The sequence below is a fragment of the Bradyrhizobium sp. RDI18 genome, assembly GCF_043203335.1.
GTDB lineage: Bacteria > Pseudomonadota > Alphaproteobacteria > Rhizobiales > Xanthobacteraceae > Bradyrhizobium > Bradyrhizobium retamae.
Genome location: NZ_JBICRN010000006.1, coordinates 1,407,727 through 1,432,182, shown reverse-complemented (window position 1 = coordinate 1,432,182; position 24,456 = coordinate 1,407,727). Strand labels below are relative to the sequence as shown.

Annotated in this window: 21 protein-coding genes and 4 pseudogenes; 12 read left to right on the top strand and 13 right to left on the bottom strand. The window is 63.4% G+C overall.

Features of this window, described 5'->3' with window-relative positions; translation table 11 throughout:
• Positions 1-72 precede the first annotated feature (72 nt).
• Together ACFXS9_RS07795 and ACFXS9_RS07790 are read left to right on the top strand one after the other, a co-directional pair.
• Complete coding sequence (locus ACFXS9_RS07795) at positions 73-1,071, top strand: GNAT family N-acetyltransferase (protein ID WP_392686916.1); 999 nt, start codon at positions 73-75, stop codon at positions 1,069-1,071.
• Positions 1,072-1,092: 21 nt separating this feature from the next.
• Positions 1,093-2,391 (top strand): lysine N(6)-hydroxylase/L-ornithine N(5)-oxygenase family protein, encoded by a 1,299-nt coding sequence (locus ACFXS9_RS07790; protein ID WP_392686913.1) that lies wholly within the window; start codon positions 1,093-1,095, stop codon positions 2,389-2,391.
• Positions 2,392-2,395: 4 nt separating this feature from the next.
• On the opposite strand, the gene ACFXS9_RS07785 is transcribed toward ACFXS9_RS07790, so the two are convergent.
• The gene (locus tag ACFXS9_RS07785) at positions 2,396-2,695 is read right to left on the bottom strand and encodes a 4'-phosphopantetheinyl transferase family protein (RefSeq protein ID WP_392686910.1); all 300 of its coding nucleotides are present in this window, start codon (positions 2,693-2,695) and stop codon (positions 2,396-2,398) included.
• Positions 2,696-2,712: 17 nt separating this feature from the next.
• Positions 2,713-3,225 carry a 4'-phosphopantetheinyl transferase family protein gene (locus ACFXS9_RS07780; protein ID WP_392686908.1) on the bottom strand — a complete coding sequence of 171 codons (513 nt, stop codon included), beginning with the start codon at positions 3,223-3,225 and terminating at the stop codon, positions 2,713-2,715.
• 145 nt (positions 3,226-3,370) lie between these two features.
• Here ACFXS9_RS07780 and ACFXS9_RS07775 point away from each other — a divergent pair, with 145 nt between their 5' ends.
• On the top strand, positions 3,371-3,829 hold the full coding sequence (locus ACFXS9_RS07775; protein WP_392686905.1) for a hypothetical protein: 459 nt from the start codon (positions 3,371-3,373) through the stop codon (positions 3,827-3,829).
• Between the two features lie 60 nt (positions 3,830-3,889).
• On the opposite strand, the gene ACFXS9_RS07770 is transcribed toward ACFXS9_RS07775, so the two are convergent.
• Positions 3,890-4,828 carry a LysR substrate-binding domain-containing protein gene (locus ACFXS9_RS07770; protein WP_392686902.1) on the bottom strand — a complete coding sequence of 313 codons (939 nt, stop codon included), beginning with the start codon at positions 4,826-4,828 and terminating at the stop codon, positions 3,890-3,892.
• Between the two features lie 51 nt (positions 4,829-4,879).
• Here ACFXS9_RS07770 and ACFXS9_RS07765 point away from each other — a divergent pair, with 51 nt between their 5' ends.
• Positions 4,880-6,760 carry an acyl-CoA dehydrogenase family protein gene (locus ACFXS9_RS07765; protein WP_392686899.1) on the top strand — a complete coding sequence of 627 codons (1,881 nt, stop codon included), beginning with the start codon at positions 4,880-4,882 and terminating at the stop codon, positions 6,758-6,760.
• 253 nt (positions 6,761-7,013) lie between these two features.
• Entirely contained in the window at positions 7,014-7,547 is a 534-nt protein-coding gene (locus ACFXS9_RS07760; RefSeq protein WP_392686896.1) for a 2-keto-4-pentenoate hydratase, read from the top strand.
• A gap of 21 nt (positions 7,548-7,568) precedes the next feature.
• On the opposite strand, the gene ACFXS9_RS07755 is transcribed toward ACFXS9_RS07760, so the two are convergent.
• Complete coding sequence (locus ACFXS9_RS07755) at positions 7,569-8,000, bottom strand: hypothetical protein (RefSeq protein ID WP_392686893.1); 432 nt, start codon at positions 7,998-8,000, stop codon at positions 7,569-7,571.
• 111 nt (positions 8,001-8,111) lie between these two features.
• On the opposite strand from ACFXS9_RS07755, the gene ACFXS9_RS07750 reads away from it, so the two are divergent.
• On the top strand, positions 8,112-8,312 hold the full coding sequence (locus ACFXS9_RS07750) for a hypothetical protein (protein WP_392686890.1): 201 nt from the start codon (positions 8,112-8,114) through the stop codon (positions 8,310-8,312).
• 824 nt (positions 8,313-9,136) lie between these two features.
• Positions 9,137-9,382, top strand: a complete 246-nt coding sequence (locus tag ACFXS9_RS07745; RefSeq protein WP_028346859.1) for a hypothetical protein — start codon at positions 9,137-9,139, stop codon at positions 9,380-9,382.
• Positions 9,383-9,530: 148 nt separating this feature from the next.
• Here ACFXS9_RS07745 and ACFXS9_RS07740 read toward each other — a convergent pair whose 3' ends face one another.
• From ACFXS9_RS07740 to ACFXS9_RS07700, 9 genes and pseudogenes are all read right to left on the bottom strand, one after another.
• Entirely contained in the window at positions 9,531-10,499 is a 969-nt protein-coding gene (locus ACFXS9_RS07740) for an ABC transporter ATP-binding protein (RefSeq protein ID WP_392686887.1), read from the bottom strand.
• Complete coding sequence (locus ACFXS9_RS07735; RefSeq protein WP_392686884.1) at positions 10,496-11,488, bottom strand: ABC transporter ATP-binding protein; 993 nt, start codon at positions 11,486-11,488, stop codon at positions 10,496-10,498. The genes ACFXS9_RS07740 and ACFXS9_RS07735 overlap by 4 nt, the downstream gene beginning before the upstream one ends.
• Positions 11,488-12,407: pseudogene (locus ACFXS9_RS07730) on the bottom strand (ABC transporter permease). Before ACFXS9_RS07730 ends, ACFXS9_RS07735 begins: the two are co-directional and overlap by 1 nt.
• Positions 12,373-13,332, bottom strand: a complete 960-nt coding sequence (locus ACFXS9_RS07725) for an ABC transporter permease (RefSeq protein ID WP_392686881.1) — start codon at positions 13,330-13,332, stop codon at positions 12,373-12,375. Before ACFXS9_RS07725 ends, ACFXS9_RS07730 begins: the two are co-directional and overlap by 35 nt.
• A gap of 24 nt (positions 13,333-13,356) precedes the next feature.
• Positions 13,357-15,147 carry a peptide ABC transporter substrate-binding protein gene (locus ACFXS9_RS07720; RefSeq protein ID WP_392686878.1) on the bottom strand — a complete coding sequence of 597 codons (1,791 nt, stop codon included), beginning with the start codon at positions 15,145-15,147 and terminating at the stop codon, positions 13,357-13,359.
• A gap of 302 nt (positions 15,148-15,449) precedes the next feature.
• Positions 15,450-16,868, bottom strand: a complete 1,419-nt coding sequence (locus tag ACFXS9_RS07715) for a M20 family metallopeptidase (RefSeq protein WP_392686874.1) — start codon at positions 16,866-16,868, stop codon at positions 15,450-15,452.
• A gap of 90 nt (positions 16,869-16,958) precedes the next feature.
• Positions 16,959-18,206: a multidrug effflux MFS transporter gene (locus ACFXS9_RS07710; RefSeq protein ID WP_392686871.1), complete on the bottom strand. Its 1,248-nt coding sequence runs from the start codon at positions 18,204-18,206 to the stop codon at positions 16,959-16,961.
• Between the two features lie 125 nt (positions 18,207-18,331).
• Positions 18,332-18,754, bottom strand: a complete 423-nt coding sequence (locus ACFXS9_RS07705; RefSeq protein ID WP_392686868.1) for an IclR family transcriptional regulator C-terminal domain-containing protein — start codon at positions 18,752-18,754, stop codon at positions 18,332-18,334.
• Between the two features lie 226 nt (positions 18,755-18,980).
• Positions 18,981-19,088 (bottom strand): annotated as a pseudogene (locus ACFXS9_RS07700) (helix-turn-helix domain-containing protein); the annotation flags it as partial.
• Between the two features lie 228 nt (positions 19,089-19,316).
• Between ACFXS9_RS07700 and ACFXS9_RS07695 the strand changes: the two are divergent.
• The 5 genes and pseudogenes from ACFXS9_RS07695 to hemC all read left to right on the top strand — a co-directional run bounded on the left by ACFXS9_RS07695 (position 19,317) and on the right by hemC (position 24,454).
• Positions 19,317-20,321, top strand: a complete 1,005-nt coding sequence (locus ACFXS9_RS07695; protein WP_392686865.1) for a tripartite tricarboxylate transporter substrate binding protein — start codon at positions 19,317-19,319, stop codon at positions 20,319-20,321.
• A gap of 56 nt (positions 20,322-20,377) precedes the next feature.
• Positions 20,378-21,163, top strand: coding sequence for an enoyl-CoA hydratase/isomerase family protein (locus ACFXS9_RS07690; RefSeq protein WP_392686862.1), 786 nt, complete (start codon positions 20,378-20,380; stop codon positions 21,161-21,163).
• A 10-nt stretch (positions 21,164-21,173) separates the two neighbouring features.
• Positions 21,174-21,986: pseudogene (locus tag ACFXS9_RS07685) on the top strand (CoA-binding protein); the annotation flags it as partial.
• Between the two features lie 640 nt (positions 21,987-22,626).
• Entirely contained in the window at positions 22,627-23,280 is a 654-nt protein-coding gene (locus ACFXS9_RS07680) for an acetate--CoA ligase family protein (RefSeq protein ID WP_392686860.1), read from the top strand.
• Positions 23,281-23,495: 215 nt separating this feature from the next.
• A pseudogene (gene hemC, locus ACFXS9_RS07675) lies at positions 23,496-24,454 on the top strand (hydroxymethylbilane synthase).
• Positions 24,455-24,456 lie beyond the last annotated feature (2 nt).

The following is a 24,456-nucleotide window of genomic DNA, read 5'->3' as shown; positions in this document are numbered from 1 at the left end:
GAGGGCCGGATGAACAAAGCTTCGAGCTCCGCGACAGGGCCTCGCGCATTCCCGATTGGGCCGGATTTTTCCATGACCGTCGTTCAGGACGGCAGTGGAGATCTCCGCATCGCCGTAGGCATCGCGACGGTGATGCGCCTGCGTCTCGATGAACGGCTCGATCACCTGAAAATATTGACCACTCCCGACGATCCGCAACTGGCGATCTCGGCGGTTTCGGCGGCGGCTGAAGCCATTTTTGGATGGCGGCCGAGTCTCGGCCAGCTTGTGCTGGAGTTAGCCAGCGTGGAGCTTGCGCGCGAACTGATGAACCACGGTCTCGCTCTCATGGCGGGGGCGGACCTCGTGCTGCTTCCCGAACTGATCATGCAGCGGCGGGACAATTGGCTGGTCAATGCCGGACGGCCGCCATTGCCGCAACTCCACGTCATGACGGACGGCAAGCGCCATCCGCGACGCTCGCCGAAGCCGGTGGGGAAGGTCTATGCCCGCTTCATACCCTGGCTCGCCGAAGTGATCTCCTTCCGCGTCGCCAACGTGGACGGTGACCTGCATCTGCTGCACCGCTGGATGAACGATCCCCGCGTCGACGCGTTCTGGAACGAAGCGGGCGATCTCGAAAAGCATCGGCGTTATCTCTCCGGCATCCTGGCCGATCCGCACATGCTGCCCCTCATCGGCTGCTTCGACGACGAGCCGTTTGGCTATTTCGAGCTCTACTGGGCCAAGGAGAATCGTATCGCGCCGTTCTACGATGCCGACGATTACGATCGCGGCTGGCATGTCGTCGTCGGCGAGGACGCCTATCGCGGGCGCCGCTATATCAGCGCCTGGCTGCCGTCGCTGATGCACTACATGTTCCTGGACGACTGTCGAACACAACGGATCGTCGGCGAGCCGGCGGCGGCGCATGCGCAGCAACTCCGCAATCTGGAAGTCTCGGGATTCGCAAAGGTCAAGAACTTCGATTTTCCGCACAAGCGGGCCACGCTGGTGATGCTGTTGCGCGAACGCTTCTTTGGTGACCGGCTGTGGCTGCCGGCAGCTACCAGCCCGGCGATCACGTCCTAACGCCCGAACGGAGCGCAGCTCATGTCTCACCAGTTTGCGATCGAGCACGACGTTATCGGCGTCGGATTCGGGCCGTCCAATCTTGCGCTTGCGATCGCATTGGATGAATCCGCCAGAAGATCACGTCTGAAATGCGCCGCTCTGTTCGTGGAGAAGCAGCCGCAATTCACCTGGCACGGCGGCATGCTGCTTCCAGGCAGCGACATGCAGATCTCGTTTCTCAAGGACCTCGTTTCGTTGCGTGATCCGACCAGTCCGTTCACCTTCGTGAACTATCTGCACAAGCGCGGCCGTTTGCAGGATTTCATCAACTGCCGAACGTTCTATCCGAGCCGGATTGAATTCAACGACTATCTGCGGTGGGTAGCAGCGCAGTTCAAGTCTCAGGCGGCCTACGGCGAGACCATCGTCGCCATCGAGCCGGTGACGGTCGGCCAGTCGGTGACGTCCTTGCGCGTTCGTTCGCGGACACTCGCCGGCGGGGAAACGGTGCGGCTTGCAAGGAACCTGGTGGTCGCGGTGGGAGGGCGACCGTATATCCCGCAAGTATTTGCAGAGATCGCCGATGATCCGAGATTATTGCATTCCAGCCGCTATCTCGACACGGTGGAGGACATCGGCCTCGGTGGAAAGGCCGCGCGCGTGGCCGTGGTCGGAGGAGGGCAGAGCGCGACCGAGGTAACGGTCGACCTTCGCGGGCGATTTCCGGACGCGAGCATTGATCTGATCTTTCGCGGCCATGCCTTGAAGCCGTCCGACAGCAGCCCGTTCGTCAACGAGATTTTCAATCCTGGTTACACCGATTTCATCTATGCGCAGCCCGCCGAGCGGCGAGACGCGATCGTTCGCAACTTCCGGAACACGAACTATGCGGTGGTCGATGCCGACCTCCTGGACCAGTTGTATCGATTGCTCTACCAGCAGCGCGTCAGCGGCACGACAGGGATCGCGTTGCACCCGCGTAGCGAAATAACGAGTATAGATGCCGCACCTGAAGGCATCGAGATCGGCACGGTTGACAAGTTCGGCGGTGCAAAGCGCCGATCCACTTACGATGCCGTTATTCTGGCGACGGGCTATGACAGGGAGACGCCGCACGCGTTCCTTGAGCCGATCCAGCGCTACATTCGCGACACCGTGTTGGACCGCAACTACAAGCTCGTCACCACCCCGGCATTTCGGCCGCAAATCCATCTCCAGGGATATTCGGAGGCCTCTCACGGCCTGAGCGACACGCTGCTCTCCGTTCTTGCCACGCGATCGCAGGAAATCGCAGAATCGCTGCTTTCGACGATTTCACGCCGCGAGCTCATCGCGTAGGGCGTCAGATGGCGGGCGCGATGAGTCGCCACTGCGCGGCTGATCCAAGCGCGGCCGGCACCGACAGCACGGCGGGCGACGGACCTGCGTCGATGATCACGGTCTTCGGAGCTATCGTGAATCCGAGGGCGGCCGCCTTCAGCAAGGCTTCCTTGAGGGTCCAGTAGCGAAGAAAGAGCCGGGACCGAAGCGGCGCGGGAGCGTTCCGTAGAACCTCCCGCTCTTCGGCCGCCAGGACGATTTCGGCGACCGAATCCATATCGGCGATTTCCCGCAGCGGTTCGATATCGACGCCGATCGGCATGCGGGCCGCTGCAACGGCTACGGCGCCTCCGCGTGACTCAGGCTGAAATCGATCTCCACTGGGCCAGCAACGAGCATGGGCTTGCCATGTTCCGATGGTTGAAACCGCAGGGCTTCGGCCGGTTGACCGACAAGCCCGCCAAGCATGAGGCGAACGCCCGTATGCGCAGCCAGATAGCTCATTCGGTCTTCGATGTGCAGAAATCGCCCGATGCGATCGGTCTCATCGGCATCGAGCACCTTCGCAGCTCGCTCGACGCTGAGCATGCCGGGTTCGCCGGCAGCGATCTCCCGCGATGGAGGTATCGCTGCCAGCCAGAGAAGGATCTCTTCCGGTTCCAACTGTCCGACCGGCCTCGTGATATCAGCATCGCCCAAGCATCGCACCCGCAATTGATCCTGCGGAGCCGTGCATTTCACGGCGATCGACCACGCGAGGGAGAGGCTTGCGCGCGCCATTGAAAGCGATGCGGCAAATGGTTCCTGTCGAGCCTTCAGGGAGTTGGCCATGTCCACGGGCTTATCGACCAACGCGCAACCGCTTGCAACCCCCGGGTGTACAAAGGCCCGCGTCGAGATGATCTGACTTAGAATCCATCTAACTGAGACAAGCCGAGATCGTACACGCTTGCGGTGCTGATAGATTCATTCTCAATCGCATCGGCAGATATTCAACGTGGAACCGGTCATGATAAAATCCGTCCCTCTCGAGCAGCATATCGATAGCTATCTGCCGGAGCGAATTGCAACCATACTGGTTCGCAGTCATCACGCGGGGCTCGTCAGCAAGGAGCCATCCACGCGCATCAACTACCTTCTCGAGATTGCGTCGCTCCATACCAGGGGCGAACTCCTTGGGCAGCCAGGTCTTGGGCGCCTGAGCTTGCAACGGATCGAGAAGTGGATGGATTTTCATGGCCGCCGCCTTCGGCGCAACGATGAGAGTCTGGATAGCGTGATCTGCCGATTTGGCTTTCGGCACGCTTTGCTCGAGAAAAAGGCCAGCCGGTTCGCGCCCAGATCGGTCATCTCATCCGAGGACAGAGACAAGATCTTGCGCGAGTTCGGTTCATACCGCGAGCGTGAAGATATCCGGCGGCCGGAACGGCGGATTGCGGTGAGCCAAGATACTTGATGTGAGGGTGCCGCGCGTTCGTTCTACGAGCGCGCCTTGAGTGAAACCAAACAGTGAAACTCAACGGGCATATTCTGCGCCTGCCTTCATCGCAGTCTTCTTCGCGGCGGGCTTCTTGGGCGCTTGCTGGCCGGATGCACTGTTTAGCCAGGCGACGAAAGCCGTCAGCGCGGGATCGTCAGCCATGCGCTGCTCGTATTCGAGCACGAACTGCCGGCGCGTCGGGCGAACGGTTGGATGGGCCTTGACGAGATTGCCGCGTGCGAGGTCGGGCGCTAGAAGGCCGTCGATGGCGATGGCGACGCCCATGCCGGCGGCGGCGGCTTCAATGGTCAGGCCGAGGCTTTCGAAGCTGCTGCCGCCCTGCACGGGCACGTCGGCGAATTGGGCGTGATCGAGCCACCGCCGCCAATCGTCCGGGCGCGGCCGCGCATGCAGGAGAGGAACCGTTGCGAAATCCACGGCGCCGTTCGTCATGAATTGCGGCGCGCAGACCGGCACGGTCGCAATCGGCATCAACGAATGGGTGACGAGCCCGGCGCGAGGCTGCCCGTCCGAGACGGCGATCACCGCATCGTAACGGCTGGCGAGAAGGTCGAGCGGATTGGAGCTCGTGTGCAGGTCGACTTCCAGATCGGGATAGGCCGCATTGAGCGTGGGCCAGATCGGCAGCAGGAAACGCGAGACGAAGAAGCCATAGACCCCGATCGAAAGCCGCCTGAAACGCCGCAACCGCAGCCCGTCGGCGGCATCTGCGATCCGGTCCAGTGCCTCGCGGGCGGAATCGGCGAAGGTCTTGCCTGCGGAGGTGAGAACCAGACCGCGCGAGCCGCGCAGAAAGAGCGCGGTCCCCATTCGCGCTTCCAGGGCGCGGACGTGCCGGCTCACGGCGCCGACGGTCACGTTCAGTTCGTCGGCCGCCCGGGTGATCGACAAGTGCCGTGCGGCGGCCTCGAACGCCCGCACCGCATGCAAGGGAGGAAGTCGTCGTGATGCCATCGCGGAGCTTAGTTCAAAAGGACCGGCCGGCAAACGGGGGGGACCGCAGCGTTGAGTCTGGCTCAAGCCCCCGACCCAAGAAGTCGTTTGCACGGGAGCTCCCCGGCTCATACGCCGATATTTTCCGCAAGTTTCGTCCAGGCCGGTGCGGCCCGGGCGGGCGGAGCCGAGGGAGATGCCCATGACCATTCATGTCGATCTGACCGGCCGCGAGGCGGCAGCCCGGCGCTCCAGAGCACTGGCGCCCACCTGTCGCGGGCTGAACTATTATTCGCTCGACCAAAGCCTGCGCGATCTCTTGCCCCAATACATGGAGGCTCCACTGCTGGCGCATCTCGCGCCGCACCTTTCGAACTCGGCGAACTCGCCGGAGGCCGGCTGCATGACCTGTCAGACCAGGCCGAGCGCCATCAACCGGTGCTGCACCCGCGCGACGGCTACGGCCGCGACGAGGAGTGGGTCGAGTATCACCCCGCGTACCGCGAGATGGAAAGCATCGCGTTCGGACAATTCGGCATGCACGCGATGTGCAATCGCGCCGGCGTGCTGGACTGGCCTTCGCCGATGCCGCCGATCGCAAAATACGTCTTTCACTATCTGTTCGCGCAAGCCGAGTTCGGCCTGCTTTGCCCCGTCAACCTCACCGACAGCTCTTCGGAGCTGGTGCGCCGTTTCGGCACGGACGAGCTGCGCCAGCGATATCTCGAAAGGATGTGGAGTCAGGATCCTGCCGCGCTGCTCAAGTGCGCGCAGTTCATGACCGAGAAAGCCGGCGGCTCCGATGTGGGCGCCGGCGAACTCGTTGCTGTCAGCGATGGCCAGGATTGGAAGCTGTGGGGCGAAAAGTGGTTCTGCTCGAACGTCGACGCCGAACTGGCGGTGCTGCTCGCCCGGCCCGACGGCGCGGTGGCGGGCGGTCGCGGGCTCGGCCTGTTCCTGATGCCAAAAGTGCTTCCCGATGGACGGCGGAATTCGTACCGGATCCTGCGGTTGAAGGACAAGCTCGGCAGCCGCACCATGGCAAGCGGCGAGATCGTTTTCGAGGGCGCCACAGCCTACCAGCTCGGCGAGCTCGATCAGGGCCTCAAGCACATGCTGGTCATGGTGAATTCGAGCCGGGTGTCGCACCTCGCCCGCGCGGCGGGCATGATGCGGCGATGCCTCAATGAAGCGATGATCGCCGCGCGGCATCGCAGCGCGTTCGGCCGCGCCGTGATCGATCATCCGCTGATGCGCCGGCAGTTGCTCAAGCTGATGGTCCCGACCGAGCAGGCGCTGTCGGCGCTACTGTACGCGGCAACCGCGCCCGACAAGGTGCTGCGGCTGCTGACGCCGATCGCAAAATACCGGGCGTGCCGGGACAACGTCACGGTCGCCACGGGTGCGATGGAGGCTCGCGGCGGCAATGGCTACATCGAGGACTGGCCGAACGCGCGGCTGGTTCGCGATGCCCATCTCGGCCTGTTGTGGGAGGGCACCAGCAACATCAACGCGCTCGACGCGGTCCAGCGCGCGGTCGGAAAGGCGCGGGGCCACGAAGCGTTGCGCGACGATCTCGGCCGCCGGTTGGAGGACACGGCCGGGATGCCGGGTCAGTTCCGGACGCGCCTTTCCGGCGCGCTGACGGATGCGATGCGGTTTGCGGAAGCGGTTGCGGCAGATCCGGCGAACGAGCGTTTTTGCAGGATCGCCGCCGGAAAGCTCTACCACGCCACGACGGCTGCGCTATTGGCGTCCGAAGGTACGCGCCTCGGCAACGACGGCGGCGACGCCCGCCGCCTGCTGCTTTCGCGTTTTGTGCTCGAGCATCGCTTGGCCGAACATTCGTCGACCAATCTGCAGGCGCAGCATTGGGAGAACGCAGCGATCGATTTGCTGCTCGGCGATGCGCCGGTCTCGCTGCGCGAGGCTGCCGCGCTGGTGCAGGGGTAAGTCATGGACATCGCTCACCAACGTGAACTCGCCCGCCTGCTCGCGACGCTGCGCCGTGAACGACGCCCGCAAAGTGGCCTCGATCGACGGCTGGTGCCGCCTGACAAGGCGACAGCCTATCGCGTCGCCGGCATGGTCGCGGAAGAACTGGGCTGGGAGATCGTCGGCTGGAAGATCGCCGGCATGAAGGAGGGGGCTGCAGCGTCAGCTTCGCACGGACTCGCCGATCTATGGCCGGGTATTCGCTCCGATCATGGAGTCGCCGGCCAGCGTCGAGCATGCCAAACTCTGCAGCCCGATTCCCGAAGTCGAGTATCAGGCGCGCTTGGGCGTCGATCTGCCGCCGCGCGAAAAGTCCTACACGCTGGCTGAGGTCACCGAGGCGGTAGTGTCGCTGCATACGGGAATCGAACTCGCCGAATGCCGCTTCGTCCACGACGCCGCGTTTCCGCCGCTGCCCGCGATCCTCGCCGATGGCGCGGGAAGCGGCATCATCGTCTGCGGCGCCGCGATCCCCGATTGGAAGACGCGCGATATCGCCGGGCAGGAAGTATCGTTGACCTGCAACGGCATGCTGCGCCGAAAGGGCACGGCGGGGGAGGCGCTCGACCATCCCATGGTGCCGCTCACCTGGCTCGCCAACGAGCTCTCGCGCACCGGCATCGGAATGAAGGCGGGACAGACCGTCAGCACGGGGACCCTGACCGGCATGTTGCGGCCGAAGCCCGGTGAGACCTATGTCGCGGATTTCGGCCCGTTCGGGAGCGTTACGGCGGCCTACGCGTGACCAGCGGCGGCAAAGCCGATCTCACTTGCCTTGTTCGGGAAGGTCGCCAAGAAGGTTCGACAGCCTGACCGCAAGCTTTCGCAGCCGGACATTCTCCTCGAGCAGCAGCCCGAGATTGCCGTTTTCCTGCTGCCGCGCGCCATCTCTGCGAAGTCCGTCGGCTTCGTCGAGTAGGGGCGATAACGCGGCAAGGAGGGCGTCGCCTCGAAGCGGCGCGTTGCGCGCTTGAAGCTCGTACTTGCCCTGACGCAGCGGCACGACGTTGTCGCGATGTCCGGCGTCCCGAAATGCATCGACGCCGGCCTGTCTGGCACGCGGTGAGTGTTCGGTACTCATGACAATTTCCTGATCACAAGGTGGCACAGTCGCCTTTTCAGCGACGAACTTTCCATTGAGTCCGGGGCAAATTTGCGTCGGAAAGGCAACGGCGAAAAGGCTCGCCAGATAGTTCATGCGTCGTTCGAGTCACACGGCAGATCGGATTAGGCCTAATTTTTGACGTACCGCCGGCCTTTCTGGCGTCTCGGGGCGGGCTGGGGAGCAAACCACCTTAGGGGCGTACCGATGACGGATTTCCTGACCAATGCGGAGCACTGGCGCAAGCGCGCGGAACGGACGAGGGAGCTAGCTGCTGTTGCCGTCAAGGATCAGGGGCGCCTGCTCAAGGTGGCGGAAGAATACGATCGCCTGGCGGCGCTCGCCGAACGGCGGCGAAGCGCGCCGGTTCCGTCCGGTCCCTACGTTTCGGCAAGCCGGCCCGAATAAACCCTTCAATCGAGAAGCCGTCGTAAGAGGCGGGCATTTCCGCTTCCGCAGGCGCATGGCTGCGTCGTCGCGGCGGAGAAATGCGCCGCCATACCCAGATGTGTGACCTCTAAAACACAACCGCCAAGCAACGTTCAAGCCATTGTGATCGCGCGATTGCGGTCGAATCAACGAATCGCCTAGACCGTTAGCGGGGCTGGGAAGCGGAGAGTTAGTATGAGAGTCGCTTCCTTAGAAAGTGTACTGACGGCGGCTACGCTGGTATTGGCCATCGTCATCGTGCTGTGGGGAATCAAGATTTTCCACGGTGTGTGAACAGGCGAGCTGGCGTCGAACTAGAGACCTCCGGTCAAGAAGGGGCTCGCGACAAAGGCAAGAGGCAAAGGCGTCACTTCCGCGGCGGCGGAGGCCTTTTTGTTCCTGGTTGCCCGACGCATGGTTCGCCGGAGGCTTATCCCTTCCGACGCGTATCGAGTTTGATTTACGGCCCGACGCGATTCCGCACGGGCCGCGAGAGGCATTGGTTTCAAATTCCGCATGCATTTTGGTTATTATCTGATGATCGCAGCTCTCGTTCTCATGGGGCTAGAGGTTCTTTACGCGCTCTATCAATTGTCGACGTTTCTCTAGATCGCACGCGCAGGCTGCAGGTTTGCCCGGCGCGGGCCTTACGGTTTGCCGCAATCACGCCGCTTTAGCGCCGGGGTCGTCTCCGCACGATTCCAATTTTAGTCGCAAATTTGCCTGCCGACTCACCTCATTCTCCGCGCGCGAGACAGGGTGACTGGGGGCACGTTCCGCTTTTTAAAATTGGAGTATCAATCATGCGAGTAGACCATCCGCAGCTTAATAAGCGAGACCGCCGCGCTGAACCTTCATTTTGGGTTGAGGAACCGACCGACGACGCTCTTTCACTGCTTGAGAATGCCCTGCGCGGGGACGAGCCCGCCCTTCGTCGAAACGAACAGGCCGACGAAGCCCACGCGCTGATCGAGGAGAATGCCAGGCTTCGGGAGCTTTTGTCCCAGCTTTCGGACCTGATCCGCAAAAACGGCATCCAAACGCGCTAGACTAGCGCCCACGATCTGATTTCGGCCCCGCCCCGGCACGAGTGGTTCGACCGCTGCCGGGGCGGGGCCGTATTGTTTTGAGGGATTTGATTCTTTGCCGCCGCCGCATGAGACGCGGCGGATAGCCAGGCGGAATAAGCCGCCGCTGTCAGGCCAGATGACACGCCACGAAATGCCCGTCGCTGCCTTGCTTCAGTTCGGGCGCGCTTTCCCGGCAGCGCGGCTCGGCGATCGGGCAGCGGGTGTGGAAATGACAACCCCGCGGCGGGTTCATCGGGCTGGGTACGTCGCCCTGCAACCGGATCCGCTTGCGCTTCACCTTCGGGTCCGGCACCGGCACGGCGGAAAGCAGCGCCTGCGTGTAGGGATGTCGGGGATTGCGGTAGAGGTCGCTCGCGTCAGCCAGCTCGACGATGCGCCCCAGATACATCACCGCGACGCGGTCGGAAATATGCTCGACCACGGAGAGATCGTGGGCGACGAACAGATAGGTGAGCTTGAGCTCGGCCTGCAGGTCTTCCAACAGATTGATCACCTGCGCCTGAATGGAGACGTCGAGCGCGGAAACCGGTTCGTCGCAGACGATGAACTTCGGCTCTACCGCAAGTGCGCGCGCAATCACGATGCGCTGGCGCTGGCCGCCGGAAAATTCGTGCGGGTAGCGGCGCATGTGCTCGGCCTTCAGCCCGACCTTGACGAGCAGGCTCGCCACGCGGTCATCCCGCTCGCTTGCCGAGGAAGCGAGCGCGTGGATGGTAAAGGCTTCGCCGAGAATCGCGCCGACCGTCATGCGCGGATTGAGTGAGGCAAAGGGGTCCTGGAACACGATCTGCATGTTGCGCCGCATGGCGCGGAGGTCGCCGCCGGAAAGGCCCCGCACGTCGCGCCCATCGAAGACGATCTCGCCTTCGCTGGGTTCGACCAGGCGCAGCACGCAGCGCGCGGTGGTGGACTTGCCGCAGCCGGACTCGCCGACCAGCCCGAGCGTTTCGCCGCGATTGACTGCAAACGACACGCCGTCCACCGCATGCACGCGCCCGACCTCGCGCGAAAGGAGTCCGCCCTTGACGGGAAAATGCTTTTTCAGAGCGGTGACGCGCAGCAGGGGCTCGCTCATGACGTCACTCCCTGCGTGTCGCCAAGGTGGCAGGCCATGCGATGGCCCGGTGCGACCTCGCGCAGCACCGGTTCCTGTTCGGCGCAACGACCAGAGGCGAAGCGGCAGCGCGGCGCGAAGCGGCAGCCGGGCGCCGGATTGATCAGGATCGGCACCGAGCCGCCGATCGCTTCCAGCCGGGTCTTGTGCGCGGCAGCAAGGTCGATGCGCGGGATCGAGCGGATCAGGCCCTGCGTGTAGGGATGGCGCGGGCTTTCGAACAGGCTGTCGACATCGGCCTCTTCGACCACCTTGCCGGCATACATGACGACGACCCGCTGCGCGGTTTCGGCCACCACGCCCATGGCGTGGGTGATCAGCATCACCGCCATGCCGAAGCGTTCCTTCATGTCCTGCAACAAGTCGAGAATCTGCGCCTGGATGGTCACGTCGAGCGCGGTGGTCGGCTCGTCGGCGATGACGAGCTTTGGCTTGCAGGCCAGCGCCATCGCGATCATGACGCGCTGGCGCATGCCGCCCGAGAACTGATGCGGGTAATCATGGACCCGGGCTTCCGCGTTGGGGATCTGCACCAGCTTGAACATCTCGACCGTGCGGGCGAGTGCGTCCTTGTTAGAGAGGCCTTCGTGGCGGCGCAGGCTCTCGGCAACCTGTTCGCCGACTGATAGCACCGGGTTGAGCGAGGTCATCGGCTCCTGGAAGATGAAGCCGATATCCTTGGCGCGGATGTTATCCAGTTCGCTGCTGGTGAGCGGCACGAGGTCGCGGCCCTCGAACAGGATCTGGCCCTGGACGATGCGGCCGGGCGGCATTGCGATCAGTTTCAGGATCGACATCGCGGTGACGGTCTTGCCGCAGCCGGACTCGCCGACCACGCAGAGCGTCTCGCCCTTGTTGAGCGTGATGTCGACGCCGTCGACCGCCCTCAGCATGCCGTCGTCGGTGGCGAAGTGGGTTTTCAGGCCCTTGATTTCGAGCAATGGGGCCATCAGATCACCCGCCGCGCGTCGAGCGCATCGCGCAGGCCGTCGCCGATGAAATTGATCGCGACGACCGCGATGAAGATGGCGCCGCCCGGAAACATCGCCCAATGCGCAGCGATGTCGAGATAGTCCTTGGCGTCGAACAATAGCCGTCCCCAGGTCGGGGTATCCGGCGGAAAGCCGAGGCCGAGAAACGACAGCGTCGATTCGGCGATGATCGCGGCGGCGACGTCGATGGTGCCGGCAATGATCACGGGGCCGACTGCGTTAGGCAGGATGTGCCGCACCACCTGCCGCAACGGGCTGGCGCCGAGCGCGCGCGGGCTTCGACAAATTCCTTCTCGCGCAAGGAGAGGAACTGAGCGCGCACCAGCCGCGCGACCGGCATCCAGCGTAGGCCGCCGATGACGAGCACGATCAGGATGAAGATGCCGCCCTCGGGCCCGAACACGGATTTGAGCCCGTCGCGGAACAGGTAGATCAGCAGCAGCAGCAGCGGCAGTTGCGGTAGCGAGAGGAACAGGTCGGTCAGCCACATCAGCGCGTGCCCGAGCGCCCCGCGCGACATGCCGGCGAGCGCACCGATCAGCGTACCGACGAGGACGGCGACCGCCATGGCGGCAAGCCCAACCGCGAGCGAGATACGTCCACCATAGATCATGCGGGCGAGGATATCCTGCCCGAGATCATCGGTGCCGAACGGGTGGGCGAGCGAGGGGCCCTCAAGGCGCGCAGTGAAATCGATGTCGTTGATGCTGACGCGCCAGACGAATGGGCCGAATACCACCGCTGCGATCAGGACCAGCAGCAGGAACGCGCTGACCACGGCGAGCTTATGGCGGCGATAGCGCCGCCAAGTCTCGCGCCAGGGCGACCAGGCCGGCCGCCGCTCAGCGGAAGGAGATGCGAGGATCAAGCCAGCCATAGAGGATATCCGCGATCAGGTTGAAGAGCACCACAAGACAGGCGAAGACGAAGGTCACGGCCATCACAACCGGCGTGTCGTTGGAGAGGATGGAGGAAATCAGCAGTGAACCGATTCCCGGAATCCGGAAGATCTGCTCGGTGACAATGGCGCCGCCGAACACCGCGGGCATCTGCAACGCGACCAGGGTGACGACCGGAATCATCGCGTTGCGCATCGCGTGCTTGACGATGACCCTCGATTGCCCGAGGCCCTTGGCGCGGGCGGTGGTGACGTAGTCAAGGCGGATCACGTCGAGCATGGCCGAGCGCACGAAGCGCGTCATGGAGGCCGCCTGGAACAGGCCGAGCACCATCACCGGCATGATGGCCTGCCGGACCTGTTCGACCACCCAGTGGATGCCGGTCGCCTTGATGTCGGTCGTATAGACAAACGGCAGCCAGTCCAGCTTGATCGAAAACACCAGGATGAACAAAAGCCCGGTAAAGAAGGTCGGCAGCGAAAAGCCGATAAAGGCGAGCGTGTTGGCGATCTGGTCGAAGATCGAATAGGGCCGGGTGGCGGCGAAGACGCCGACCGGTATAGCGATCAGCAGCGCCAGCACCTGCGCCGAGCCGATCACGTAGAGCGTGGTCGGCAGGCGCTGCAGGATCAGCGTATCCACGTTCATCCGGCTGACAAAGGAAAAGCCCCAGTCGCCCTGCGCCATCGCCGCGAGCCAGCGCAGGTAGCGGACAGAGACCGGATCGTCGAGGCCGAACTTGGCCCGAAGCGCCGCTGCCACTTCGGGCGGCACGTTTGGATTGGTCACGAGCTCTGCGAACGGATCGCCGGGCGCCAGCGCAAGCACCGTGAACAGGACGAGCGAAATGCCGAGCAGGCTCGGCACTGCGATCAGCAGGCGACGCAGGATATACTGCCGCATGAGGACGATCCCCTATGCCGGCTTTCAGGCCTCTCGATACCAGTCCTGGATATTGTCCGTGTCGTTGGTCCAGCCGCTGAGCACCGGCCGCAGCGAGTTAACTGCCGCGCCGACCTTCAGGCGGTGCTGCACGGCGATGGTCACCGTGTCCTGCCACATGATGTCGTTGGCCTTGATATAGAGTGCCGCACGCTTGACCGGATCGGTTTCAGCCTCGGCCGCATCGATCGCCGCGTCGAATTCCTTGTTGACCCAGCGCGGGAAATTTCGGCCCTGCCACTTGTTTTCCTTGGTGGCCACGAAGCGCGAATGAAAGCGCCGCATGTGCTGAGCGGGGTCGGGCTGGGTCATCGGAATCTGGAACATCTGGATGTCAGCGTAGAACTTGGAATAGGTGTCGGGATTGGCGACATCGGAGGAGAAGAATACCGAGGCCACCACCGATTTCAGTTCGATGTCGATGCCGGCCTTCCGGCAGGCCTGCTTGACGATCGCCTGGGTTTTCTGCCGCGGGCCGTTGATCGAGGTCTGGTACAGGATTTTCAGCTTCTTGCCGTCCTTCTCACGGATCCCGTCGGCCCCGGCCTTCCATCCAGCCTCCTCCAACACCTGGATCGCTTTCTCGACGCTGAACTCCCATTTCGTGTTCTTGGAGACGAATTGTTCGGGACCGTTGAGGAAGCTGGCCGTGGTGCGGCCGGCGCGACCGTAGATGTGCTTCTGAACGGCTTCGCGGTCGATCAGGAGCGCCAGCGCCTTGCGTACGGCTGGATCGGAGAACAGCGGATGCTTGGTCTTCATCGACGAGCGTTCGCCGTCGATCTCGGTGTTGGGATCGGTGAAGTTCAGCGCGATGAATTCGATGTCGCCGCCGGTCGTGTAGACGGTCTTGCCCTTGCCGCCCTTCTCCAGGCGCAGCAGGACCTCGTCTTCCACCTGCATGTTCCAGGCATAGTCATACTCGCCGGTCTGGATCACTGCGCGTGCCGCCGAGACGGCATCGCCGCCGCCCTTGATCTCGATCGTATCGAAGTGGGGGCGGTTCGGCATGTGGTAGTCGGGATTGATTTCCCCGCGCACAAGATCGCCCGGCTTGAACTCGACGAACTTGTAGGGACCGGTGCCGACCGGCTTCAGATTGTTCGGAGCCTCGCGGGATTTGGCGCCCTTGTATTCCGCAAACAGATGTTTGGGCAGGATGCATCCGACCACGGCGACGAAGGCGTCGGCCCAGAACGGGGTGGGATTCTTGAACAGGACGCGGACGGTGAGGTCATCGATTTTTTCGACGGTGATGTCCTGGTAGACGCCGATCGTCAGCGCCGCGGTAGCGGGGTCGCGGGCGTATTCCCAGTTGAACACGACGTCGTCGGCGGTGAAAGGTTTGCCGTCGTGCCATTTGACGCCGGGCTTGAGCTTCCAGGTCACCGACTTGCCGTCGGCAGCGAGACCGCCGTTTTGAGTCGACGGGATTTCCGCAGCGAGAATCGGACAAAGGTTGCCGTTGGCGTCCCAACTCGCGAGCGGCTCGTAGAACAGGCGCGAACCGTCCTGGTCCTTGGTGCCGGTGGCAAAATGAGGATTGAGCAAGGTCGCTCCCTGCCACCACAGCAGCTTCAGCGGGCCACCGCCGCCGCGCTTGGTCGGCTTGTAGGGCGCGGGGCTCTGCGCCATGGCCACGCCGCCGATCGCGAGGATCTGCGTCGCCATCGGCGCGGTGAGACCGAAGGCAAGCATCCGCTGAACGAAGGCGCGGCGATCCATGCGGCCGTCCTTCACCTCGTCGATCATGGTCCGCAGTTCGGTGTCCAGCATCGTTGTCCCCCGTCTGGTTTTGGAGTTGTGCGGCGCGCCGCCGGGCGGCGGCGTCAGATGTCCCAGGACAAGATGGCACATCAAATGCCCCGGAGGTCAATGTCCGCCTGTCAACAATTGGCAGTATGGAAGCGGCCAATGATTTCTGCTTGGGCAGAAACCCCGTTGCGGCGCACATCGCGTTGGCATTCCGGCGGTCTCGGCGCGCCAAAGCGCGCGAAATTGCGCTTTGCGCTGCAAAAATTTGTTCGCCGGCTCGGCCAAGCCAAGCCAAGCCAAGTCAGGACAGGGACGGATCAGGATCAGACCAGCGACATGCCCAGCGGCGGGGCCGCGCTGTCCGGCAGCGGGCTGACATAGGGGGTGCGGGCGGTGCGCTTGTTCAGGTCGGCCTTGGCGGCGGCGATCAAGTCCGGTTCCGTCAGCGCCCTGACACCCAAGCCTGCCATGGCCTTGGCGGCCTGCACCATGGCCTTGTGGGCGTGCGGGCTCTTGCCCTGCGCCACCACCTGCCATGTGTGCAAGGGGGTGCCGATGGCAATGGTCGGAGCGTGAACCTGGACGGTCGGTACGACCCAGCTCACGTCGCCAACATCGGTGGAGCCGATCAGCGGGTTGCGCTTGGCGTCCAGCGGCACGATGAAATCGGCCAGCGGCCGCTCGCTCGGCTCCATGCCGATCGCATGATAGACGGTGGCGATATCCTTCTCGGTCAGCGTCGAGCGGATCTTTTGCGCGAAATCCTTGTCGGCCTCGTCGAAATGCGGCGGGCCGAGTTCCTCCATGATGCCGTGAAGGGCCTGTTCGAGCGGGGTGTTGGGCAGCAAATTGGAGACGGCGGAAATGATCCGCATCTCCACACTCGTTTCGGTCATCAGCGCCGCGCCTTGGGCGACCTTGTGGACGCGCTCCACCAGTTCGTTCATGCCGGGCAGATCGCGGGCGCGGATCGAATAGCGCACGCGGGCATGGGCCTGCACCACGTTGGGGGCGATGCCGCCGGTGTCGAGCAGGGCATAGTGTACACGCGCATCGCTCGGCATATGTTCGCGCATGTAGTTGACGCCGACATTCATCAGTTCGACCGCATCCAGCGCGCTGCGGCCGAGATGCGGCGAGGCCGCGGCATGCGAGGTCCGCCCGGTGAAAATGAAATCGGCGCGGGTGTTGGCGAGCGAGGGCATCACCGCCACTTCCCAGAAACTGTGGGGGTGCCAGGTGATCGCGATATCGGCGTCGTCGAAGGCGCCTGATCGCACCATGAAGGTTTTCGCTGCGCCACCTTCCTCCGCGGGGCAGCCATAATAGCGCACGCGTCCCGGCACCTTGTGCTCGGCGAGCCAATCCTTCACGGCCGTGGCCGCGAGCAGGGCGGCGGAGCCGAGCAGATTGTGGCCGCAACCATGGCCGTGGCCGCCGGCCTGCAGCGGCCGAGGTTCCGCGACGCCAGCCTCCTGGCTGAGACCGGGCAGGGCGTCATATTCGCCAAGGAAGGCGATCACGGGTCCGCCTTCGCCCCATTCGCCCATCAGGGCGGTGGGAATGCCTGCGACCTGCTCCGTGATGCGGAAACCCTGATGACGCAGCTCGGCGAGATGTTCGGCGCAAGAACGCGCCTCGGTGTAGCAGATCTCGGGCATCGCCCAGACCCGGTTGCTCAAGTCTATGAAGCGCGGCTTGATGGTGTCGACGCCACGCCAGATGCTACTGCGGTTATCCATCTTCCAATTCCTGACTTAAAGGCGATGAGAGCAATTGTTATCAGCTTCGCGAGATAACGCCCAGCGCAGGGCAGGTATCCGCCATGCTCGTCACACCTTCAAGACGTGCGGCCTGAACAACCGGCCCTTCTCCACCACCAGCACCACCGCGAGCGCCGCCAGCGTGCAGAGCAGGAAGCCGGTCGCGAACGGCACCAGCGTGCCGTCGTAACCCTGGCCGATGGTGGCGCCGATGCCGATGCCGAGCAGGGTGGTGATCGAGCCGTACAGCGACGCGGCGGTGCCGGCGATATGGCCCTGCGGCTCCATGGCGAGCGCGGTGAAATTGGCGATCATCAACCCGAACGCAAACATCATGGATATCGAGAGCACCATGAACAGCGGCAACGGCAGCATCTGTATTTTCGCCGCGACCAGCATGGTTGCAGCGATGACCACGAAGCCTAGCAGAGCAGCGTGGGAGATCACGCGCATGCCGAGGCGGCCGACGAGGCGGGAATTGACGAAGCCGGCGATGGCGGTTCCGACCGCGACGCCGGCAAACGCAAGCGGAAAATAATATCCGAGCTTGTAGATCTCGGTGAACACCTGCTGCGAAATGAACACGAACGCGAACAGCGAACCCAATATGCCGCCGGCGACCAGCGCATAACCCAGCGTCTGGCGATTGGTCAGCGTCTGGCGGAACGCGTCAAACACCTCGCCGACGGCGAGCGACCTGCGCTTTTCGACCGGCAGCGTCTCCGGCATGCGAAGCGCGCTCCAGATCAACGCCACCACGCCATACAGCATCAGCACGATGAAGATGCCGCGCCATTGCGTCAGCAGCAGCACGGCCTGGCCGAAGGCCGGGGCGACCACGGGCACCGCGATGAACATCATCATCGCCAGCGACATCACGCTGGCCATGCGCCGGCCAGCATAGCAGTCGCGCACGATCGATGTCGCGATCACGCGGGTTGCCGAGGTGCAGAGGCCCTGCAGTGCGCGAGCCAGCAGCAGCGTTTCGAAAGAGGGGGCGGCAATCGCGAGCAGGCTGGCGATGCAATAGACGGCCATGCCCCCAAGCAGGACCGGCCGCCGACCGAACCGGTCGGATAACGGGCCCATGACGAACTGCCCGACGCCGAAGCCAACCAGGAAGATCGACAGCACCATCTGCGGCCGGTTGGCCGAGGTGATGTGGAAGGCGGACGCGATGTCCGGCAGCGCCGGCAGCATCATGTCCATCGCAAGCGGATTCAGCGCCATGATCGACGCGATCACGATCACGAATTCGGGGAAGCCCATCGGGCGGTGGCCGGAAGCGGCCAAGGCGTCGGCACTGGTATCGGACAACGAAAAACCCTCTTGCGGAGCCACTCTATTGATTCTGTTGCGATGCACAATCGGCCATTTTCGAATGGCAGACCATCGCCGAGCGGGCGAAACATCGATCGGGCAGAGGGTGTCGCCGGGCTGACCTACTCGCCCGCGAGGGCCTCATTGCACCGCTTGGCAAAGGCCAGGAGATAGGCGCCCATCTCGGCGGACAGCCGTGCGGTGGGTTGCACATTCTGCGTGCTCATGTTCAGGGCGTAGACCGGCATCCCCCTTACGATGATCGGTGTCGCAACAGCGAGCACGCCGCGCTGCCACGAGACGGCGCAATAGCCGTCGCGCTTGACGGACCGGATCGATCGCTGCACCTCGGCCAGCAAGCTTTGCGTCGCCCCGGCGCTGCGCCGCTTGAAGGTTGCGAGCAGCCTGGCCCTTTCCTGTTTTGATATGCCGGCCAGATAGGCACGCCCGAGCGAGGTCAATTCCATCGGCACCTGCTGCCCTGCAACGACATTGCGCAGCGCCACGCGCGGGTTGAAGCGGACCGATTCCAGATAGACCATCATCGAGCGGTCCGCGGTGGCCAATCCGACATTCATCTTCCGCCGCATCGATCTCGATGCGCATCATCGGGCCGAGCGCGTTGAGGACCGGCGAGCTGACGCGCATTGCATGGCCGAAGCTGATTACCGCTGCGGCCAGCCGGTAGGCGCGCTCGCTGCGAACGTCGTCCAGCATGCCCGATTGCACAAGCGTACGCGTAAGCCGGCTGACGGTGGCGCGCGGAATTCCGGTTCGTTCCGCGATCTCTCCATTTCCGAGAACATCGATGCCCTGACGGAACGCGCGCAGGATTTCGATCCCTCTTTGCAAAGAACGATTGCCGCCCGCAGAGCTCATGGCGTCGCCTCCCTCGGCCCTTCCAAGGGATAGGCGAGACAGCCCAAGAGATGCAAGCGGGTGGGGCAAATGTCGGCGAACGCAGCCGCGACCCAATTCCACTAGGTGGAAATGGGGTCAGGAGCGGTCGAGTTGCCTGTGCTAGCTCCACAGACGGCCCGGACAGAGAAGCCGCCACGCCAGAACGCATTTTCAAGATGCCCGAACAACAGCCCCAAGGGAGCACGCATGCAAGAGAGCAAGGTCACGTATCCTTCAGGAGCGCGCCGGCGCCTGCAGGTCATTGTTGTCGCCATGTCGGTGCTAGCTGCGCTAGCCGTTACGCCGGTCCGAGCAGAATATCCGGCCAAGACCATCAAGATCGTCGTTCCCTTCTCCTCCGGCGGCGGCACCGACATCATCGCACGAACGCTGGCGCAGGAGATCACGACGGATCTCGGCAAGCCGGTCATCATCGAAAACAAGCCGGGCGCGGGCACCGTCATCGGGACGCAGGTGGTCGCGACCAGCGAGCCCGATGGCTACACGCTGTTGCTGGCAAGCTTCGCCCACGCGGTCAATCCGAGCTTGAACAGTAAGCTTCCGTTCGATCCGCGCAAGGATTTCGCCGCGGTCTCGCTGATCGCGCGATCCCTCAACATCGTCGTCGTCAATCCGGCCTCGAAGATCAAATCGATCGCCGACCTGATCGCGGAAGCCAAGGCCAACCCCGCAAAGCTCAACTACGGCACGTTCGGCACGGGAACGTCGGCTCATCTGGCGGGCGAACTGTTCAAATCGATGGCGAATGTGAACCTGACGACGGTGTCCTATCGCGGCGCCGCGCCGGCGATCACCGATCTCCTTGGCGGCCAGATCGATGTCATCTTCACCACGGTGGCAAGCGCCGCCTCGCTGATCGGCGGCGGGCAACTCCGGGCCTTGGCCGTCACGACCGCGGAACGCTCGCGTGCGTTCCCCGATTTGCCGACGGTCGCCGAAAGCGGGGTGCCGGGCTACGCCGCAGAAAGTTGGTACGGCCTATACGCCCCGGCCAAGACGCCTGCGCCGATCATCGAGCGTCTGAACAAGGCCGTTGCAAAAGCCGTGCAGTCTCCAGCTTTCAAGCGGCTCGAAAGCAACGAGGGCCTGATCATGGTCGGCGGCGCGCCCGAACAACTCGACCGCTATGTTCGGGACGAGGAAGAGCGATGGCGCAAGGTGATCAAGGACGCGAACATCAAGGTGGAATAGCGCTTTCGCACCATCGCTCACGACATCCACGAAATCCATCACCGGTTTGAGAGGTAATGATGACCTGCCTGGTCGAATTGTCAGTCGAAGAATCCGTCGCGGTCGTGCGGTTGAACCGGCCGGATGTGCGCAACGCCATCAACGATGAGATGCGCGCCCAGTTCGTCGCCGCGCTCGACCGCGCCGGTAACGACGAAGCCGTGCGGGCCGTGGTTCTGACCGGAAACGGCAAGTCGTTCTGTTCGGGCGGCGACATTTCCGGCATGCGGGACCGGCTGCAGGGGCCCTCCGGAAAGGTGGCGTTCAACGGCTGGCGCAGACAGCAGCAGACTCACAGGAGTGTTGCCGCGCTCCACGGCATGGGAAAGGTGACGATCGCAGCCGTGAACGGCGCCGCGGCGGGTCTGGGATGCGATCTCGCGCTCGCGTGCGATTTCATCGTGGCCTCGGAAGATGCTGTGTTCAGCATGAGCTTTGTTCGTCGTGGACTGGTTTCCGACGGTGGAGGAATGTACTTCCTGCCGCGGCGGATAGGTTTGTCGCGCGCGAAAGAGATGATCTTCACCGGCCGCCCCGTAGGCTCAGCCGAAGCGCTTGCGATCGGACTGGCGGATCGCGTGGGTCCGGCTGCGACGCTCCTGCATGACGCTTCCGCATGGGCACGCGATCTCAGTCGCGGGTCTGTTGCGGCCATCGCTCTGACCAAGGGGATCATCGACCGCACGTTTGAAACGGCGGAAGAGCAGGTCTTTGCGCTCGGCCGGGAAGCCCAGGCCATTTGCTACACGACTTTCGAACACCGGGAATCCGTCGCGGCATTCCTCGACAAATCCGCGCGCTAGGAGGATCGATATGGATGCGCTGGAACGTCTGATCCGACCGAAGAGCGTGGCGATTATCGGCGCCTCAGCCGACGCCGGCAAATTGACCGGCCGTCCGCTCGCCTTTCTGCAGAAATATGGTTACGGCCATGACGTCTTCCCGGTTAACCCGCGCTATCAATCGATCGGAGGCTATCCATGCTTTCCGGATATCCGGTCGCTACCGCACGCACCCGACGTCGCCATCGTCCTTGTCGGCTCTGCCCGCGTTCCGGACGCGGTCAAGGATCTCGGAGCTATCGGAACGGGCGCAGCAATCGTTCTCGCCGGCGGATTTGGCGAAAGCGGCGCCGACGGAATGGCCCGGCAGCAAGAGCTGAAGAGCGCCGCCGGCACCATGCGGCTGCTCGGCCCGAACACGATCGGCCTCGTCAATGTCACCGATGGTATCGCACTATCGGCGAGTGCGGCGCTCCAGATCAGCCAACTCGTGCCCGCCGGCTCCATCGCGCTCGTTTCCCAAAGCGGGGGAATCCTTGGATCGCTGCTGTCGAGAGCGGAGGCCCAGGGTGTCGGCTTTTCCAAGCTGGTCGCGACGGGCAACGAAGCCGATATCGACGTCTCTGACCTTGTCGATTACCTGGTTGACGATCCTGCCACGCAGGTGATTGCGCTGTACTTGGAAGGCCTGCGCAAGCCGGCGCAATTTCGCCAGGCGGCACTGCGGGCGGCGCGAGCCGGCAAGCCAATCGTCGCTTTCAAGGTCGGGCGATCCGAGTCCGGCGCCCAATCGGCAAGTTCGCACACCGGGGCGTTGGCAGGGTCGGATGTCGTTTACGACGCATTGTTCAGGCAACTCGGCATCATCAGAACACTGCAATTCTCCGATCTGCTCGATATTCCGCTCGCGCTAAGTTCCGCCCGCCGATTGCAGGGCCGTCGCGTTGCCGTCGTAACATCAACTGGCGGCTCGGCGAGTCTGGTCGCTGATGCGGCCGGCCTGGCGGGCTTTGAAACTCCGGCGCCAGACCCGATGACCGCTGAACGCTTGAAGGCTCTGAACATCCCCGACGCAGTGCTGGATCGAAACCCCATCGACGTTACCCTCGCGGGTGTAAAATCCGAATACTTTCGAAATGTGCTCGCCAGCGTGCTCGAAAGTCCTTCCTACGATGCGGTTGCCGTCATTCTAGGATCGTCTTCGATCACGGAGCCGGAGATTGTCGGCGCGCCGTTGCGCGATTGCTTCGCTCGGACCGAGAAGCCCGTTGTGGTGTTTGCCAGCCCGCACGCGCCGCACGCAGTCAGGCATCTTAATCTCTCGGGCATACCGACCTTCGCCGCACCGGAGGCCTGCGCCACGGCATTTTCGGCAATGTGGCACATTCGCCGTAAGATTTCCCCGCAGACCGGTGAGCCGGCTATACCCGTGGCGGTTGGAGCCGACGTCCGGCGCATGCTGCGTCCGGGTCCGCTCAACGAATATGAGAGCAAGGCGCTGTTTGCGAAGTTCGGCGTTCCCATCACCCATGAGGTCTGTGTCGCGACGCCTGAGGAAAGCTGCGCCTGCCGCGTTGAATTTCGGCGGCAACGTCGTGATCAAGATTCTCTCGCGCGAGGTGCTTCACAAATCCGATATCGGGGGAGTTGCCGTCAATGTCTCGCCGCGCGATTCCGCGGCGACGTGCCGGCGGATGGCGGAGGCATTTTCGACGGCGACGAACCGGAGGCCGGAGGGATTTCTGGTCCAGGAACTGGTGACCGGCGCCGTCGAACTGATCCTCGGCTTCAAGGACGACAAGCAGCTTGGACCGTCGGTCCTACTCGGCACGGGCGGCATCGCCGCCGAACTCTACAAGGACACCGCCGTAAGACTGGCACCGCTTTCACGACAGGATGCGGAGGAAATGATCGGCGAGTTGAAGTCCGCTCCGCTGCTGCGCGGCTTTCGCGGCCGCCCCGTTGCGGATGTCGATGCCCTCGTCGACACCATGCTCGCTTTCTCCAACATGGTGACTTCGATCGGGAAGAACCTGCTGGAGGCGGAGATCAATCCGTTGTTTGTCTTGCCCAGAGGGAACGGCGTTAAAGCGGCAGACGGCGTCGTCGTGGTGGCAGATGCGGAGGCCGGAAGCTGAATCACGCTGGCGGGAAATTGCTTTGCCGCACAAGGGGTTGCTCCGAGACGGCAGCACGTTTGCCAGTTCGGTCATCGAGTCACTGTTTTCCGTCAGCCAAAGACGTTGTTCTGATGCGCCGCTTGCTCTATCCCCTACGCTGGAAGCAATCGGTGTGACCGAACGGAGACCTTGTGTCAGGACAGACCTTGAAGATTGGCACGCGGAAGAGTGCGATGGCGCTGGCGCAGACGGAAGGAATTGCGCGGCTGCTGCGCGCGGCCGATCCGGCGCTCGATGTCGAGATCGTCAAGTTCGAAACCCGCGGCGATCAGGACCAGACCAGCAAGCTGCTGCGTCATGGCGGCAAGGGGGCGCGTTCGTCGCCGAAATTCGCGAGGCGATGCGCGGCGGAGAATTGCAGGCGGCGATGCATTCGCTCAAGGACGTTCCCGGCAACGAGGAGACCCCCGGCCTGATCATCGCGGCGACCCTGCCGCGCGATCCGGCCAACGACGCGCTGGTGTTGCGTCCGGGTCTTTCGCTGGATGCGTTTCGCGCATCGAAGGGTAAGGGTTTCAAGATCGGCACCAATGCGGTGCGCCGCGCCGCCTATCTGCGCCGGCTGTTCCCCGAGGCCACCGTAATCCATTTCCGCGGCGCCGCCGATACCCGCGTCGCAAAGCTCGATCGCGGCGATAAGCAGCGGCTTCCCGATGGCGGCGAGGTGGGACCGGCGGATGCGCTGGTGATGGCAAGGTCAGGGCTCGAACGCATCGGAATGGCCTCGCGCATCGTCCATGACTTTTCGGTCCGGGAAATGCTGCCCGCGGTAGGGCAGGGCATCGTCGCGGTGGAATGCGTCGAGAAGGACTGGATCACGCGCGGCCGGCTCGCCAAGATCGAGGACGCCTCGTCGCGCCTCTGCGCCGAGGCCGAGCGCGAAGTGCTGTGGGTTTTGAACGGCCACTGCAACTCGCCGATCGCCGGCCATGCGACGTTGGCGGATCGTGAGATGACGTTGACCGCTGCCGTGCTGGATGAAGCCGGCGACCTCTTTATCGAGGTGTCGCGGACCGGCGCGGCAGATCGGCCCCGCGAGCTCGGCCGTGCCGTCGGCCTCGATCTGCTCGACAAGGGCGCGGCGGAGATTATCGCGCGCACGTGGCCGCACGAAGATTCCCTGCTTTCGTGAGC

What these genes read in the sequence shown, in the direction of transcription:
- ACFXS9_RS07795 (WP_392686916.1), top strand. Translation starts at nt 73, where the DNA reads ATGACCGTCGTTCAGGACGGCAGTGGAGATCTCCGCATCGCCGTAGGC.
- ACFXS9_RS07790 (WP_392686913.1), top strand. Translation starts at nt 1,093, where the DNA reads ATGTCTCACCAGTTTGCGATCGAGCACGACGTTATCGGCGTCGGATTC.
- ACFXS9_RS07785 (WP_392686910.1), bottom strand. Translation starts at nt 2,695, where the DNA reads ATGCCGATCGGCGTCGATATCGAACCGCTGCGGGAAATCGCCGATATG.
- ACFXS9_RS07770 (WP_392686902.1), bottom strand. Translation starts at nt 4,828, where the DNA reads ATGGCATCACGACGACTTCCTCCCTTGCATGCGGTGCGGGCGTTCGAG.
- ACFXS9_RS07760 (WP_392686896.1), top strand. Translation starts at nt 7,014, where the DNA reads ATGGAGTCGCCGGCCAGCGTCGAGCATGCCAAACTCTGCAGCCCGATT.
- ACFXS9_RS07755 (WP_392686893.1), bottom strand. Translation starts at nt 8,000, where the DNA reads ATGAACTATCTGGCGAGCCTTTTCGCCGTTGCCTTTCCGACGCAAATT.
- ACFXS9_RS07750 (WP_392686890.1), top strand. Translation starts at nt 8,112, where the DNA reads ATGACGGATTTCCTGACCAATGCGGAGCACTGGCGCAAGCGCGCGGAA.
- ACFXS9_RS07745 (WP_028346859.1), top strand. Translation starts at nt 9,137, where the DNA reads ATGCGAGTAGACCATCCGCAGCTTAATAAGCGAGACCGCCGCGCTGAA.
- ACFXS9_RS07740 (WP_392686887.1), bottom strand. Translation starts at nt 10,499, where the DNA reads ATGAGCGAGCCCCTGCTGCGCGTCACCGCTCTGAAAAAGCATTTTCCC.
- ACFXS9_RS07735 (WP_392686884.1), bottom strand. Translation starts at nt 11,488, where the DNA reads ATGGCCCCATTGCTCGAAATCAAGGGCCTGAAAACCCACTTCGCCACC.
- ACFXS9_RS07725 (WP_392686881.1), bottom strand. Translation starts at nt 13,332, where the DNA reads ATGCGGCAGTATATCCTGCGTCGCCTGCTGATCGCAGTGCCGAGCCTG.
- ACFXS9_RS07720 (WP_392686878.1), bottom strand. Translation starts at nt 15,147, where the DNA reads ATGCTGGACACCGAACTGCGGACCATGATCGACGAGGTGAAGGACGGC.
- ACFXS9_RS07715 (WP_392686874.1), bottom strand. Translation starts at nt 16,868, where the DNA reads ATGGATAACCGCAGTAGCATCTGGCGTGGCGTCGACACCATCAAGCCG.
- ACFXS9_RS07705 (WP_392686868.1), bottom strand. Translation starts at nt 18,754, where the DNA reads ATGATGGTCTATCTGGAATCGGTCCGCTTCAACCCGCGCGTGGCGCTG.
- ACFXS9_RS07695 (WP_392686865.1), top strand. Translation starts at nt 19,317, where the DNA reads ATGCAAGAGAGCAAGGTCACGTATCCTTCAGGAGCGCGCCGGCGCCTG.
- ACFXS9_RS07690 (WP_392686862.1), top strand. Translation starts at nt 20,378, where the DNA reads ATGATGACCTGCCTGGTCGAATTGTCAGTCGAAGAATCCGTCGCGGTC.
- ACFXS9_RS07680 (WP_392686860.1), top strand. Translation starts at nt 22,627, where the DNA reads ATGAGAGCAAGGCGCTGTTTGCGAAGTTCGGCGTTCCCATCACCCATG.